This is a genomic window from Ruegeria sp. HKCCD6426 (assembly GCF_057221115.1).
In genome coordinates, this window is sequence record NZ_JBWVBF010000005.1 from 49,781 (window position 1) to 64,877 (window position 15,097).

The window sequence follows — 15,097 nt, forward strand, 5'->3', positions numbered from 1 at the left end:
ATGAGCAAATACGACTATGACCTGATTATCATCGGCTCCGGCCCCTCAGGCCGGTCCGCGGCAATTCAGGCAGGAAAGCTACAGCGAAGAGTTTTGGTCATCGACCGTCAGGACCGTTTCGGCGGTGTGTCAGTGCACACTGGGACAATCCCGTCCAAAACCCTGCGGGAAACAGTGTTGAACCTGTCCGGCTGGCGCGAGCGCAGCTTTTACGGGCGGTCTTATCGGGTAAAGGACCAAATCCATGCCGAGGATCTGAAAGCACGACTGCACATGACGCTCGACCACGAGGTCGATGTTCTGGAACACCAGTTCAACCGAAACCACGTGGAAACGCTGAATGGTCTGGCCAAGTTCATTGGCCCGCACGAGGTCGAGGTGGCTACGGATGCAGGTGAATCCACCCGCCTGACGGCGTCCAAGTTCCTGATTGCTACCGGGACCAAGACTTATCGGCCCGACTACGTTCCATTCAACGACAAAACGGTTGTTGATGGGGACGATTTCCTCGAGATGGACGAAATCCCCCGTTCGCTTTGCGTAATTGGCGCAGGTGTTATCGGTGTGGAATATGCCACCATGTTCTCGGCATTGGACGTGCGGGTGACACTGATAGAACCACGCGAGACGTTTCTGGATTTCATCGACAAAACGCTGATCCACGATTTCACCCATCAGATCCGCGAAAATGGAGTAGACTTGCGGTTGGGTGCCGCCGTGGAAAAAATCGAAGACGCCGGCGGCCACGTCGAAATTACGTTGGACAATGGACGCCATGTGCGGGCTGAAATGCTTTTGTTCGCGGCGGGCCGTATGGGAGCGACCTCGACTCTGAATCTGCAGGCGGTAGGAATTGAAACCGATCACCGCAACCGCATCACTGTCGATCGTAAAACCTATCAGACTTCAGTTCCGCATATCTACGCCACCGGAGACGTGATCGGGCACCCGTCGCTGGCATCGACTTCCCTACAGCAAGGCCGTGTGGCTGCCTGCCACGCGCTTGAAACCCCCACCCTGCCCGAAAGTCCCTGGTATCCCTACGGTATCTATTCGGTGCCGGAAATCTCAACCTGCGGGATGTCCGAAGAAGAGTTGCAGGAACGTGGCATACCCTACGAGGTCGGCGTGGCGCGGTTCCGCGAAACTTCGCGCGGGCATATCATGGGACTGGAGCACGGCATGTTGAAAATGCTGTTCTCGCTGAAAACCAGAAGGGTCCTGGGCGTGCAGATCGTGGGTGAAGGCGCGACCGAGCTGATTCACATCGCGCAGGCCGTTCTGAACCTGAAGGGCACGGTCGATTACTTTGTCCAGAATACGTTCAACTACCCGACATTGGCCGAGGCCTATAAAATTGCCGGTCTGGACGCCTTCAACCGGATGCCAATCCCGGACGAGTTCAAAGTAAAAAAGAAGGCCGCCACACCTGCCAAGAAAGAGGCAAAAAGCGCGTGACGACCCTGTATGTCGATGGCGATGCCTGCCCGGTTAAGACCGAGGCCGAGCGGGTGGCCACTCGGCACAAAGTCCCGATGGCCTTGGTTTCCAATGGCGGGCTGCGCCCGTCGCCAAATCCGTTGGTTCAAGTGGTTATCGTCGCAGAAGGCGCAGACGAGGCAGATAAGTGGATCGCTGAACGCTGCGGCACGGGCGATGTGGTCGTGACGTCGGACATTCCCCTCGCCGCAAAATGCGTCGAAACAGGAGCCCGTGTTCTGCGTCCGAACGGCGAGGCCTTTACGGCCGCAAATATCGGCCAGCAACTTGCGATGCGCGATTTGATGGCTGATCTGCGCGCCGCCAATCCGTTGGGTGCCGGTGGCGGTGGGAAACCATTTGGTAAAACCGATCGCTCCCGTTTTCTGGATGCGCTTGAGCGGGAAATACGGGCAGCCAAAAGAGGATAACCTCTCATAATTCAAGAGACTTCAAGCCCACCTTTTACTTGCGCAACTCGCCCACAATCGAAACACTCGAATTGCGGTCAAAAGCATTTACGATGCCAAAGAATTCCGGAGAAGGTCGGCAAATTGTCTTCGAAACCGGAGGTGACGTCGAAAATGTCGGAACATGTACACTCGATTTGGGAGATCACACTATGAAAGTGAAGGGCGATCATTACCGTTCGATTTGGTGGGACAAGGCAGCAGGCGAAGTCCGAATAATTGATCAGCGGTGGTTGCCGCATGAATTCCGAATAGTGACTCTCAAAACGCTGGATGAGTTTGCAGCCGCGATCCGGGATATGTGGGTCCGAGGCGCGCCGCTTATTGGGGCAACAGCCGCATTTGGGATTGCCGAGCAAATGGCCCGCGATAGCTCGAACCGTTCATTCGATACCGCCTACAAGGTACTGAACGCCACGCGCCCGACAGCAATAAACCTTCGCTGGGCGCTTGACCGATGTCGCGAAGCACTGATGCCATTGGCAGTTGGAGATCGGGCTGATCACGCCTGGAAACTCGCACAGGAAATTGCTGACGAAGATGTCGAGATCAATGCCGGGATCGGTCGGCATGGTCTGGAACTCATCAAGAAAATTGCGGCTGACAAGCCCGCAGGTGAGCCCGTGCGCCTATTGACCCATTGCAATGCCGGGTGGCTGGCGACGGTGGATTGGGGAACGGCAACCAGCCCCATGTATCACGCACACGAGGCAGGTATTCAGGTTGAAGTTTGGGTCGACGAAACCCGACCGCGTAATCAGGGTGCTCTGACGTCTTGGGAACTTGGAGAACACGGAATCCCGCACCGCTATATCGTGGACAATGCCGGCGGGCACTTGATGCAGCACGGGCTGGTTGACGCTGTGATCACCGGGACGGACAGAACAACCGCGCAAGGGGATGTGTGCAACAAAATAGGTACCTATCTGAAAGCCCTGGCTGCCCGTGACAACGGCGTGCCGTTTTATGTCGCCCTGCCCTCCCCGACCATCGACTGGACTGTTCGTGATGGCGTGGCCGAAATTCCGATCGAGGAACGCGATCAGCGTGAGGTTACGCATGTTCTGGGTGTTGGCGGCAAGGGCCGTGTTGCGGATGTTCGGGTCACGCCCGAAGGGACCGAAGGTGGAAATCCTGCTTTCGACGTTACACCCAATCGGCTCGTGACGGGCCTGATTACCGAACGCGGTGTCTGTGACGCATCAGCCGAGGGGCTGGCTGCACTGTTTCCGGACCGGGCCGGTTAACACTTTGTTAAGATACATCCGGGAAACGTCGCCGGATCTCATAAGGCAAGAACAATGATTGAAAACTGGTATGATCCCGAAGACGCGCAAAAATGGCGACGTGATGCGGGTTCCGACCCTGCTGATCAGGAGCTGGGTGAACGTGTATATACCTCTCGGCTGATCGGGAAAAATCCCGATCTGTTGATGCATGGCGGAGGAAACACATCAGTCAAACTGGAACGTCCTGATCTTTTTGGCGAACCTCAGCGGGTCCTTCACGTGAAGGGCTCTGGTTGGGATTTGGACACAATCCAGGCACCGGGTCTGCCAGGTGTTTGGCTGGACCCCCTGATGAAATTGCGTGCGCTGAACCAGCTGTCGGATTTCGACATGGTAAACGTCCAACGTGCCAACCTGCTGGACTCGGGCTCACCGAACCCTTCAGTTGAAACTCTTTTGCACGCGTTCTTGCCTCACAAATATGTAGATCACACGCACGCCACTCCGTTTCTTGTCTTGGCAAACCTTCCCAACGCGACCGAAATCTGCCGCGAGATTTTTGGCGACCGTTTAGGCATCGTGCCGTATATCATGCCAGGGTTCGGGCTGGCGAAAAAAGCTGCCGAAGTATTCGAGGAGAACCCGGAAGTTGAAGGGCTTTTGTTGTTGCAACATGGCCACTTCACGTTTGGACAGACCGCGAAGGAGAGCTACGGCAAGATCGTGGCGCATACCAACGAAGTGGCGGCCTATTTTGGTATGCACGACCTGACCCCTTTGGGGATTCGTGAACCGGCTGTGAATTCGGACATTCTACCAGTGCTTCGAGGCATCATTGCCGAGACATCGGCAGGTCGCGATGATCCGATGCCGGTATTCGATCTGCGCAACTGCTCGGAGGTTATGGAATTTTTCAAACGCCCGGACTTGGAGGCACTGGCAGCACGCGGCATGGCCTCTCCGGACCATGTATTGCGCACGAAAGGTTGCCCGCTGGTGCTGCGAGCGGCAGACTTGTCCGGCGGGCGTGCGCGGCTAAAGGAAAAAGTGGAAGAGTTCGCTGCTACGTACAGCGACTATTTCGAACGGCAGGCTGCGCAGGCAGATGAGCCCAAGAAAATTCTGTCGACCGATCCAAAACACGCCTGGATCGAAGGAATTGGCATTGTTGGTATGGGCCCGAACGCCAAGGCTGCGTCGATTGCTTCGGACTTGGCCGAACAAAACCTGAGAGTACGCGCGGTCGGAGAAGACGCAGGCGGGTTTTATCCGTTGAGTGAAAAAGATCAGTTTGATTGCGAATACTGGTCTCTGGAACAAGCAAAGCTTGGCAAGAGTTCGCCACCGCCATTCCAAGGTAGGGTCGTGATGGTCACGGGTGGCGCCGGAGCAATTGGCCTTGCAACTGCCAAAGCTTTTGCCGGCAAGGGCGCCAATGTTTTGTTGGTAGACCGAGATGAGGAGGCTTTGGCGCAGGCTGTCGAAGATCTTGGCCCCTGGCACGCGTCATTCGCTTGCGACATTACCGAAGATGGTGCCGCGCAAGCAGCGATGGAAGCTGCCGTTCATCGGTTTGGCGGGCTCGATATTCTTGTGTCCAACGCGGGTTCAGCAACCGGTGGCGCGATGATGGAGCTTGATGACAAGGACTTTCGGGCCGCATTCGAACTGAACTTTTTCGCCCACAAAAACTTTGCCCTGAATGCCGCGCGCGTGATGCAAGCGCAGGGTCGTGGTGGGCAGGTATTGTTCAACATTTCCAAGCAAGCGATCAATCCGGGACGGAATATGGGCGCCTACGGCACGCCAAAGGCCGCGACGATGTTCCTTTTGCGGCAACTTACGTTGGAGCTGGCCGAGTTCGGAGTCCGTGTGAATGGTGTGAATGCCGACAGAATCCGCTCGGGCCTGCTAACAGATGACTTCATTAAAGAACGCGCCGATGCACGGGGTGTTACTGAGGCAAAATATATGGAAGGTAATCTCTTGGGCCGCGAGGTAGAGGCGGTTCACGTTGCCGACGCCTTTGTGGCGCTCGCATTGATGGAGCGCACAACCGGTCACATCATGACGGTCGATGGAGGAAACACCGAAGCGGAACTGCGCTAGGCCTGTATGTTGCGCATCTCAGTGTGGCGGTTGTTTGGGCTGGAAGAGTATTATTTTCAGGCCGCAACCGCCGCGGGTTTGCTCTCGCGAATGGGCAAGTGAACGATGGCGCTGAACGCACCGATGGCGATGCCAATCCACCACACCATCGTGTAGTCACCATATTGATCATACAAACGCCCGCCCAGCCAGACGCCCAGAAAACTGCCGATCTGGTGGCTTAAGAAAATGATGCCGTAAAGCGTACCCATATAGCGAATCCCATAGAGGTGCGCGACCAGACCTGAAGTCAGAGGGACTGTTGCCAGCCACAGCGAGCCCATGACGAGCGAAAATGCTATCACTGAGACTGGAGTGATCGGAAAGACAATGAATGTCGCCGCTGCGATCGTTCTGCCGGCGTAAATTGTGGCCAGCAGGTATTTCTTGGGAAAGCGATTTCCGGCCCACCCTGCAAGCAGTGTTCCAGCAATATTGGCCAGCCCGATCAGTGAAATCGAAAGAGCCCCCAAAGCAGACGTGGTGGTGATGCCGATGGAATGCAGCACGCCGCCGGGCTGGATCGGGCCGCACATTTCGGTCACGAAAGCCGGAAAATGGGCCGTGACAAAACCCAATTGATAGCCGCAACTGAAAAAGCCCAGAAAAATTAGAGTATAAGACGGATCACGTAACGCCTTCCCTAGAATCTGGCTCATGCCTTCTGCCAGCTCGGTCTGGGTGACCTGTTGCGGAGACCGCATGAACGGCAGCGTCAGGATCAGCGCGAGAATGGCAACGGCGAAGATGATGAAGACCTGTTGCCAGGGCAAAAAGCTGAGCAACCATTCCGCAGCCGGTGCACCAATCACCTGACCAATGCTGCCTGCGGCCGTAACGATCGCAAGTGACATTGATCGGTTCTGATCGGAAGACGCGCGCCCTACCACTGCCAGCACGACACCGAACCCTGTACCTGCGATACCGAAACCCACTAGCCAAGCGTACATCTGATGGCCAAAGGGCGTGACCGACCAAGCAGACAGGACCATGCCCGCAGCATATGTCAAAGCGCCCAGAACAATCGCCCGACGGTCTCCGACTTTTTCCGCGATAGCCGCAAAAATTGGTTGCCCAATGCCCCATGCAAGGTTCTGAATTGCAATCGCAAGTGAAAAATCGGTGCGAAGCCAACCAAATTCATCGGCAATGGGAATCTGGAAGACGCCGAAGGATGCACGAACGGCAAAACTGACCGTGATTATGATACATCCAACGATCAGAACCGGGTTAAGCAAACGAGCCGATGGCAACATGGAGCCTCCGCTTTGGGTCCAACGGGACACTAACGGGAATGTCGAAAGCGTCAATTCAGGAGTTTTGCGGTCACGGTTAACCAAATTTGATGCTCGATTGGATTGTCTGCTTTTCAAGGTGTAGAGCGAACGCTATGCCTCGGATATGACGGATTTGATTTCGCTTTATGAGACCCGTATCGCGGATGGCACTCTGACGCGTGACGACGCGCAGGAGGCGGTTCTTCCCGAATTCGAACGTATTCGCTCCGCTCTGGCTGCTCCGGTTAAGCGCGGGCTGTTTCGAAAGGCACCGCCCCCACCCAAGGGGCTGTACCTTTGGGGAGGTGTAGGGCGCGGCAAGTCAATGTTGATGGATATGTTCGTCGAGTCTTTGGGTGATATCCCGGCCCGGCGTGTTCATTTTCATGCCTTCATGCAAGAGATTCACTTAGGTCTGCACAAAGCCCGCGAAGAAGGTGTGGAAGACGCCTTGGCTCCGGTGGCCGAGCGCGTAGTCAAATCGGTTCGGCTGCTCGCCTTTGACGAGATGCAAATTACGGACATCACCGATGCGATGATCGTCGGGCGGTTGTTTGACATGCTGCATAAAGGCGGGGTTGTGGTGATTACGACTTCGAACCGCCATCCGGACGACCTGTATAAGGATGGGCTGAACCGACAGTTGTTCCTGCCCTTCATTCACCACATCAAGGAACAACTTGAAGTGAATGAGTTGGTCTCGCCTACAGATTACCGGCAAAACCGGCTCGCAGGTTCTCCGGTGTACTTTTCTCCGATTGGACCCGAAGCGCGGGCAAAGATCAGGGCGGTCTGGGCGGACCTGTCCGGTGGCCCTGCGGAACCTCTGGGGTTGAAGGTAAACGGGCGCGAGGTTGAACTGCCGGCTTTCCGAAACGGAGTAGCGCGCGCGACGTTTTATGACCTGTGCGGCCGCATGTTGGGGCCCGCTGACTACCTTGCGGTCGCTGAGGCCGTCAAAGTTCTGGTGTTAGAGGACATTCCCCGCCTGTCGCGGAATAATTTCAATGAAGCGAAACGGTTCGTGACCTTGATTGATGCATTGTACGAGGCAGGTGTTCGGCTGATCTGCTCCGCTGCAGCTGAGCCCGAAATGCTGTATGTCGAAGGTGAAGGGACATTTGAATTCGAACGGACTGCGTCTCGCCTGCGTGAAATGCAGGATAAGGATTGGGGGAAGTAGCGGGCTTCGCTGCAATCACTGTCAGCCGTAAACTAGCAAGGGATACTCAATTAGGAGTTCTACCCGTTCTCGCGCAGGATGTTTCCAGCCAGATAGAGGGAACCACAGATCAAAACCCTTGCGTCCGGGGTTTCGGCAAGAATCGATGACAACGCGTTTGAAACACTGGCTGCGGTTGTTGCGGTAAGATTCACATTTCCAGCGGCCGCTGCAGTTTCTTCTGCACTGAGTGTGTTGGCCTCACCCGGAATTGATACCGCCGTCAGGCTTAGGGCCTTTTGGGCCAATGGCGCCAGATAGCCGGTTACATCTTTTGTGTTCAGCATCCCGCAGATCATGTGGGTTGGGCGGTTGGGCAGTTTTGAAAGCACTTCAGCCAATGCTTCTCCGGCGGCAGCGTTGTGGCCACCATCCAGCCAGAGTTCGGCTTGCGGAGCTTGTTCCACAAGCGGTCCAGTTTTCAATCGCTGCATCCGGGCGGGCCATTCAGCTTTGCTGACGGCAGCCTCATACGCTTCATCACCAATTTCGAGGTGACGCAGAACGGCCAGAGCGGCGCCAGCGTTCTGGATCTGATGCGCGCCCAGCAGATTGGGCAACGGCAGGTCGCGAAGGCCGGTCTCGTCCTGATAGACCAGTCTTCCGTTCTCTTCATTCACATGCCAATGCTGGCCGTGTATCAAAAGGGGCGCCCCGAGGCGCGCGGCGGTGTATTCGATGACCTCCAGCGCCTCGTCCTGCTGCGGGCCGACAATGCAGGGTACGCCGGGTTTGATGATACCCGCCTTTTCCGCCGCAATCTTGCCAAGTGTGTCGCCGAGAAACTGTTCGTGGTCGATCGATATCGGCGTGATCACCGTGACGGCGGGGTCGCTGATCACGTTGGTGGCGTCAAGGCGGCCGCCCAGACCAACCTCAAGAAGAGTGTAATCTGCATTCACCCGGGTGAATGCCAGCAGGGCCGCGCAGGTCGTAATCTCAAAATAGGTGATGTTCTCACCACCATTGGCCGCGTAGCATTCATCCAGAACTGCGGTCAGATCTGGTTCCGAAATCAGATCTCCGGCCAGCCGGATGCGTTCGTGAAACCGGGCGAGATGCGGCGAAGTATAGGCATGAGCGCTCAGCCCTGCCCCTTCGAGCCCTGCTCGGATCATAGCCTGGGTAGAACCTTTGCCATTTGTACCAGCGACATGAATAACCGGCGGTAGTTTGATCTGCGGGTTGTCCAGAGCGGCCAGCAAACGCCAAACACGATCCAAGGTCAGGTCAATGATCTTTGGATGCAGTGCCATCATCCGGTCCAGGATGACGTCCGAGGATTCGGTGGTCATTTTTCGTCCGTGTTTTCGGAAGGTGCTTCGTCCGCAGCGTTTTCAGGATCGGGTGCGGGCAAGTCGCCTTTGACTGCGGGCGGTTGGTTCATCAGCATGCGTGTGATGGTGATCAACTCTTCCCGCATCTCCGTGCGTTTGGTGACCCGGTCCAACATACCGTGATCCAGAAGGTATTCGGCACGCTGGAACCCTTCGGGCAGTTTTTCGCGAATAGTCTGCTCAATCACGCGGGGGCCTGCAAAGCAGATCAGCGCATTGGGTTCTGAAATATGCACGTCTCCTAACATCGCGTAAGACGCTGTCACACCACCTGTCGTGGGGTGAGTAAGTACAACGATGTAAGGCAGATTGGCTTCTTTCAGCATCTCGACGGCAACGGTTGTGCGCGGCATTTGCATCAGGCTTAGGATGCCTTCCTGCATGCGCGCGCCACCAGCGGCCGAAAACAGGATCAAGGGACGCTTCAGTTTGACCGCCTCTTGCGCGGCGGCAATTATGGCATTGCCGACATACATGCCCATCGACCCGCCCATGAACGAGAAATCCTGTGCGGCGGCCACGATCGGTGTGCGGCCGATCTCGCCAGATGCAACCAGCATCGCCTCTTTCTCGCCGGTTTTTTTCTGCGCGGCCTTCATCCGGTCAGGGTACTTCTTCTGATCACGGAATAGCAGGGGATCGTCTTTTGGGGCAGGTACATTTACTTCGGTAAAAATACCGCCATCGAACAAATGTTTGAAACGTTCCCGCGGGGTGATCGCCATGTGATGATCACACTGGGTGCAGACATTCTGGTTTTCTGCCAATTCCCGATGGAACAGCATCGTTCCGCACTCGTCACATTTGTGCCAAAGATTTTCGGGCACTTCCCGGCGCGAGAAGATCGAGTTGATCCGGGGGCGGACGTAGTTTGTGATCCAGTTCATGTCGGAACCTTGCTAATACGGCGTTGACGTCAAATAAGACGCAACGGCAGGAATTGCAATCAGCGCCTGAGCGCAACCCTTGCTGTCAACCAACCTACGATCATGATGGCGAAATCGACATACAACCATTCTCGGACGATACCGGTATCAGACATGGTGTAGGGCAAATGATACAGCGCCAGTCCGCTGAGGCTGTCGGGTATGGAGATCAGCAAAAGAGCTGAGAAATTATTGAAGAAATGCAGCGCGATCGCAGGTCCCAATGTACCGGAACGGGCAGTGAGATCGGCCGATAGCAGTCCAAAAATACAAGCCCAGGCGGTGACTAAAAACGCATTGTCGCCTGCTGCAACAGGGGTGTAATGCCCAAGGGCAAAAAGAGCCGAAGGCAGAACCATCCAGATCAGAGGGGACCGGAATCGCGCCGCCAGGCTTTGCTGAATGTAGCCCCGAAACAGTATTTCCTCGGCGCTGGTCTGAACCAGAACGGCGGGGATCGTCAGGGGTAACAGCATAATCCAAGTCGCCCAGGGCAAATTGGGTACCAGGGGTGCACCCATGTCGTAGGGAGGAAGGATCAGCAGGACACCTCCCAGCAGAATCATTGCCCGCGACACACGCCAGAATTGCCAAAAAGTCTCGATCCGATCTCCGATGATGGACCTAAGTGTTCTATGTTGTAATTGCTTGGCAGCGATCGCGACCCCGAGCGTCGCAAAGGCAAAGCTGAACAAGACCACCAGCAGCGAGAGAGGTGTCGTGCCGTTCAGAAAATCTGCAACCCAGTCGGGGGGGCCAAGACTGGCCACTACAACAAACAGAACGGCGTTCATTGCCAATATGATGACGGTTACGATTACCAACCCGACTATCAGCCGCCAGATCTCCGGATAATACCGGGCCTCCGCTACCAGTTGCTCGTGGCTGGCGTACGCTCTTCCGGTCCGGTTAGCCGGCATTTTGAGAATCCGAAATATGTGCCTCTTCGCCAAAAGGCGTATTCGAATCGCGTAGGCGCTCGCCAACGGTTGTCAGGTACCCCGCAACGGTTTCGAGCAATTGCATGGCAACGGTTGCATCACTTTCGACAACTGCCCGCAGTTCTTCCGCACCGATTCTGAGGAATGTGCATTGCGTGGTGGCGACCAGATCCATCTGCCGCGGCTCACCGGTAATGATCGCGAGGTCGCCGATCAGACGGCCGGGTTCGACTGTGGATATCGACCGTTGTTGCCCATCCTGACCTTGCCAGTTCAAACTGGCCTCACCCGAGATACAAAGGTATGCCGCATCCGGCGCCTGACCACGGGCAAAGATGGTCTGGCCTGCAGCAGCTTCATACCATTGGGCGGAAAACGCCAAAAGCCGCTGGTTTCGACCATCCAGACGCGAAAAGAGCTCGGTTGAAGAGATAATCTTGAGCTTGCGACTCAGATCATCCGAAGCGCTGTCTTCGCTATCGACCCGTGTGCGCGAGACACCATCGATGCGACCGTCCTTGATTTCGACAAACAGGTCATATGCTTCAGGATGCGCAAAGCTGTCTTCCATGAAAATCATGATCGACTCGGGTAGCAATTCCCGCAATTTCAACCGTGTGCGCAGACGACTCTCCGAATCGTGGCTGGCCAGCGCCTTGTCGAGGATCAGAACATCCGGACGCTTGATTCCAGCACGTGAAAAAGAGGCGCGTTCCTGAAAAACAGTTGGAAGGTTGTTCCCACCCAATCCAGACGGCAGATCGTAAATGATTGCGGCGGCGCGGCGGCGTAGTCCCGCCTCATTCAGTATTTCGGCAACGAGATCTTCAATAGCGTCCGCCTGCGATCCCGCCATGATAGACACACGGCCAAATAACGCGTTCTCGAGAACTGTCAGACGTGGCAGGTACACGTCCGGCGTTACAGGGATGAACATGCCGTCCATGGCGTTGCGTAGACGCTCGGCCTGGTTATGCCGGATGGACAAAATCTTGTTCTTGTACTCCTCAGGGAAGCTGGGTCCAATTTGTTCGGCAGTGAGCATGAACGGAACCGTCAACAATAGCGCCAGGTCTTTGTCGCTAAGATCGGCATCACCATTGGTCTTGCCACGCTCCTGGATGTCCAAAAGTCGGTGATACATATCCTTCGACATGCCCAATCGAAGGAAAAGCGGGTGGTCGGCCCCGTCACGTCCAAAAGTCTGGTTCAGTGTTTCCAGTACGGCATTGGAAATACTAAGCGCATCGCCATCCAATTCATGCGCGGTCAACATCGACAGAAAGCGTTCGTCACCCGCCAAAATGTCAGGAGAAATGTCGCGGGTAGGAGCTGAATACAAAAGGTTCCCGCCCAATGGGACAGCGGGGTTAAAGAGTTCAGGATCAAACCTGTAGACGTGTTTGTCCAAACCCCTTTCCTGCAAGCGCTCGGCAACGGTGCCTCGGAGGTCAACGATTTTCTGCGCTAGAACAGGGTGTAATTCTGGGTCGAACTGCGACCGCAAAGTACGGCGGAACATAAACTCGTCGATCCCCATCGCCTCGACCAATTTGAACCACCAGTTGCGGATATCCTCGATATCCTCCAATCCGGCCAAATCGGGATCGATCCATTCATCGCTGAGCGAGTCGGGCGGATTGCCAGCGCGCACGGCTTCTATCTGACGGCGCGACGGTACTTTAAGAGCATCCTCTTCGTGCTGCGGATGGGTACGCAATGGCATCAACAAGTTGTCACCCAGCGTTCCGTCAAACAGGTACGGCCGGGAATACGCGTAGCCAATCCGTGCCGCGATCACCTTCTGATGCAAGTCATTCAGGTCATGGCCTGCCATTATGACCTCACCCCGCGCTGGCAGCACCTCACGCGTTAGCAACTGGGCCAGCGCACTGCGTTCTGACGCATTGGCGGATTGAATAGCCACGCGCGCGCCCTGAGGAATGGTCAGATCGATATCTTCTAGGATCGTTTTGCCGTCATCGTCCCGAACGGTCACGTTGCGCAGCTCAATTTCACCGGTAAGACGAGGAATGGTTTCGGGTTCACCGTCAAACAGCTCTTCCGGGATCATCTTCGCCGGGGCAAAGCGCTCGGTTACGACCTCCCACCGCAAGGACATGTCTTGCACCTGGTTGTAGTAGGTCAAAAGATCCTTCCAAGGGCCGCTCAAATCCTTGTAAGCCCCCAGCGCCGCGACCAGAGCGCCCACTGTCACCTCACCCGTGATCGCCAGATAACCGCCGACTGAATAGAACAAGAACGGGGTCATCTGGGTAATCAGGTTATTCAGAAATTTCATGAAAAATTTCTTGTTGTAAATCTTGAACCGGATCTCGAACAGCGTGCCCAGGCGGTGGCTGAACTGGGCCAGACGATACCGCCAGCCGCCGTTGGTACGCAGGTCGCTGATGCCGGCAGCACTTTCCCCAATTTCAGAACTTAGCCGGCGGACCTCCTGAATGCGGTCTTTGTTCAACAAGTTTATCTGACGCTGCAATTTGGGGATCAGCCAAGCCTGTAACGGAATTAGTGCGATGCTGGCCAATCCGAACCAAACGCTTTGCATGAACAGAAAGGTGACGATGGTCATCATCTGGCCAAATTGGAAAACCGGCTGCGCGATGGCGTCGCCCATCAGGCCTCCCATCGGTTCGGCCTCGGAGGTGATCATCGAGACCAACTCACCCTGGCTGGTCGTAGCGAAATAGGACTTTGGAAAGCGCATCGATCGGCTGATCAATGTGAACCGCAGACGACGCAGCATGCGCTCGGCCAGCACACCTTTCATCGTATTGATGCGCATTTTCATAAGCCCGCTGGCAATCACCGTGGCCAAAAAGGCGAAACACAGGATCAGCAGGTACTGAACCTGTGTCACGGTCGTTCCGAAGATGGTTACCGAGTCAGTGGGAGCACCGATTGCATCGTTGATGATCTGCTTCGGCAACTCCAGCGAGGCATAGAGGAACGGGAAAGAAAGCACGGTCAGAAACAGCAGGACCAGCTGCTGCTTTTTCGAGTATTTCCAGATGAATGAAAATAGGGTGGGTTCCATGCCCTGCCTTGTCACCAGTTTCTTTGATCTGTTGCACCGGCTAGTTTTGCCTTTGACCAGAGAGCAGACGGTAAGCTGCGGGTTGACCTATTGCAAGAATGCCAGCCGTGAGAAATCTGCGAAAACCCAGCGCCGGTACCTGCCCTGCTTCACAATTAGGGCATTTTCTGCGGGTATTCCTTCGAGACGGGTTTATCCCAAGCCTGATCTTTGACTAAAGAGGGTCAGTTAAGGACGATGGGGCCATGGGAAGAATTCTGGACCGCTATTTGAACCGCAAGGTTCTGTCTCGTTGGCGCTTAGCCGGGCAACTGGCGGATAAGGTTGCTTTGTCCGAGCTGCGCCGCCAGCGTGACACGGCACGGTTGCTGCGGACGCAACTGGACCGGCTGATTCAAAAGGCAGATGGTCGGCTAATTCGTCCTTCGATCGGCTCGTCGCAGTTCCCCAGACCTCTGGGTACAGACTGGTCCTGGCGCCCCGACCTGTGGCGTGGTCCTTTGGCGCGATCCGGCTTGGCGTCGGCTCCGCGCAAGGCGCCGATGGATAGACAGGTGACATTGTTTCACGATTGCGACCTGGCAGAGATTACATTGCGGCAAATCCGAAATCGGCGGGACAAGGATTTGGCACCTTTCAGTTTGGCGATTGAAGTGTTTGAATTCAAGGGTTCTTTCTTGTCGTTGTCAGTCGAACTACCTTTGGAAGCTGCAACAGATTTGACCCGTCAGCACTTAATGCGGGTCGATGCGGTCATTGAAGCTGAGCACATCACTGGTGGATTTGCCCGTCTTAATGTTCAGCATGGCCCAAATACCGAGCAAGTCTTGCGAGAGCTGGAAATGACTAACCCAACGGTTTCGGTGGACTTTGACCTCGCACATTTGAAGATCAACGAGCAGCGCACAGAAAAGGTCTGGTTGGATCTGATATTTGACCGGCCCGCAATGAACCGGATTACCTTGCGCGATCTGACCTTCTGCCGCCATCACCGTGCGGATATGTAAATG

Annotated in this window: 11 protein-coding genes; 6 read left to right on the forward strand and 5 right to left on the reverse strand. The window is 55.5% G+C overall.

The window, feature by feature from the left end:
• The 4 genes from sthA to AC2TDA_RS15210 all read left to right on the forward strand — a co-directional run bounded on the left by sthA (position 1) and on the right by AC2TDA_RS15210 (position 5,287).
• The gene (gene sthA / locus AC2TDA_RS15195) at positions 1-1,458 is read left to right on the forward strand and encodes a Si-specific NAD(P)(+) transhydrogenase (protein WP_480847434.1); all 1,458 of its coding nucleotides are present in this window, start codon (positions 1-3) and stop codon (positions 1,456-1,458) included.
• Entirely contained in the window at positions 1,455-1,910 is a 456-nt protein-coding gene (locus AC2TDA_RS15200) for a YaiI/YqxD family protein (protein WP_480847432.1), read from the forward strand. The genes sthA and AC2TDA_RS15200 overlap by 4 nt, the downstream gene beginning before the upstream one ends.
• Before the next feature lie 191 nt (positions 1,911-2,101).
• The gene (gene mtnA, locus AC2TDA_RS15205) at positions 2,102-3,196 is read left to right on the forward strand and encodes an S-methyl-5-thioribose-1-phosphate isomerase (RefSeq protein ID WP_480879533.1); all 1,095 of its coding nucleotides are present in this window, start codon (positions 2,102-2,104) and stop codon (positions 3,194-3,196) included.
• 54 nt (positions 3,197-3,250) lie between these two features.
• Positions 3,251-5,287: a bifunctional aldolase/short-chain dehydrogenase gene (locus AC2TDA_RS15210; RefSeq protein ID WP_480879534.1), complete on the forward strand. Its 2,037-nt coding sequence runs from the start codon at positions 3,251-3,253 to the stop codon at positions 5,285-5,287.
• 56 nt (positions 5,288-5,343) lie between these two features.
• On the opposite strand, the gene AC2TDA_RS15215 is transcribed toward AC2TDA_RS15210, so the two are convergent.
• Positions 5,344-6,582, reverse strand: a complete 1,239-nt coding sequence (locus tag AC2TDA_RS15215) for an MFS transporter (RefSeq protein WP_480879535.1) — start codon at positions 6,580-6,582, stop codon at positions 5,344-5,346.
• Between the two features lie 145 nt (positions 6,583-6,727).
• On the opposite strand from AC2TDA_RS15215, the gene zapE reads away from it, so the two are divergent.
• Entirely contained in the window at positions 6,728-7,786 is a 1,059-nt protein-coding gene (gene zapE / locus AC2TDA_RS15220; protein ID WP_480879536.1) for a cell division protein ZapE, read from the forward strand.
• Positions 7,787-7,845: 59 nt separating this feature from the next.
• Here zapE and AC2TDA_RS15225 read toward each other — a convergent pair whose 3' ends face one another.
• Genes AC2TDA_RS15225 through AC2TDA_RS15240 form a run of 4 tightly spaced genes read right to left on the reverse strand, consistent with a single transcriptional unit; the run spans position 7,846 to position 14,087 of the window.
• Positions 7,846-9,120 (reverse strand): bifunctional folylpolyglutamate synthase/dihydrofolate synthase, encoded by a 1,275-nt coding sequence (locus AC2TDA_RS15225; protein WP_480879537.1) that lies wholly within the window; start codon positions 9,118-9,120, stop codon positions 7,846-7,848.
• The gene (gene accD, locus AC2TDA_RS15230) at positions 9,117-10,049 is read right to left on the reverse strand and encodes an acetyl-CoA carboxylase, carboxyltransferase subunit beta (RefSeq protein WP_480879538.1); all 933 of its coding nucleotides are present in this window, start codon (positions 10,047-10,049) and stop codon (positions 9,117-9,119) included. Before accD ends, AC2TDA_RS15225 begins: the two co-directional genes overlap by 4 nt.
• A gap of 59 nt (positions 10,050-10,108) precedes the next feature.
• On the reverse strand, positions 10,109-11,008 hold the full coding sequence (locus AC2TDA_RS15235) for a CPBP family intramembrane glutamic endopeptidase (RefSeq protein ID WP_480847425.1): 900 nt from the start codon (positions 11,006-11,008) through the stop codon (positions 10,109-10,111).
• Positions 10,998-14,087 carry an ABC transporter transmembrane domain-containing protein gene (locus AC2TDA_RS15240; protein WP_480879539.1) on the reverse strand — a complete coding sequence of 1,030 codons (3,090 nt, stop codon included), beginning with the start codon at positions 14,085-14,087 and terminating at the stop codon, positions 10,998-11,000. Before AC2TDA_RS15240 ends, AC2TDA_RS15235 begins: the two co-directional genes overlap by 11 nt.
• A 245-nt stretch (positions 14,088-14,332) precedes the next feature.
• On the opposite strand from AC2TDA_RS15240, the gene AC2TDA_RS15245 reads away from it, so the two are divergent.
• Positions 14,333-15,094, forward strand: a complete 762-nt coding sequence (locus AC2TDA_RS15245) for a DUF6478 family protein (RefSeq protein WP_480879540.1) — start codon at positions 14,333-14,335, stop codon at positions 15,092-15,094.
• Positions 15,095-15,097 lie beyond the last annotated feature (3 nt).

Bases quoted from the DNA above. Each gene is read 5' to 3' on its own strand.
- sthA (WP_480847434.1), top strand. From the start codon at position 1: ATGAGCAAATACGACTATGACCTGATTATCATCGGCTCCGGCCCCTCA.
- mtnA (WP_480879533.1), top strand. From the start codon at position 2,102: ATGAAAGTGAAGGGCGATCATTACCGTTCGATTTGGTGGGACAAGGCA.
- AC2TDA_RS15210 (WP_480879534.1), top strand. From the start codon at position 3,251: ATGATTGAAAACTGGTATGATCCCGAAGACGCGCAAAAATGGCGACGT.
- AC2TDA_RS15215 (WP_480879535.1), bottom strand. From the start codon at position 6,582: ATGTTGCCATCGGCTCGTTTGCTTAACCCGGTTCTGATCGTTGGATGT.
- zapE (WP_480879536.1), top strand. From the start codon at position 6,728: ATGACGGATTTGATTTCGCTTTATGAGACCCGTATCGCGGATGGCACT.
- AC2TDA_RS15225 (WP_480879537.1), bottom strand. From the start codon at position 9,120: ATGACCACCGAATCCTCGGACGTCATCCTGGACCGGATGATGGCACTG.
- accD (WP_480879538.1), bottom strand. From the start codon at position 10,049: ATGAACTGGATCACAAACTACGTCCGCCCCCGGATCAACTCGATCTTC.
- AC2TDA_RS15235 (WP_480847425.1), bottom strand. From the start codon at position 11,008: ATGCCGGCTAACCGGACCGGAAGAGCGTACGCCAGCCACGAGCAACTG.
- AC2TDA_RS15240 (WP_480879539.1), bottom strand. From the start codon at position 14,087: ATGGAACCCACCCTATTTTCATTCATCTGGAAATACTCGAAAAAGCAG.
- AC2TDA_RS15245 (WP_480879540.1), top strand. From the start codon at position 14,333: ATGGGAAGAATTCTGGACCGCTATTTGAACCGCAAGGTTCTGTCTCGT.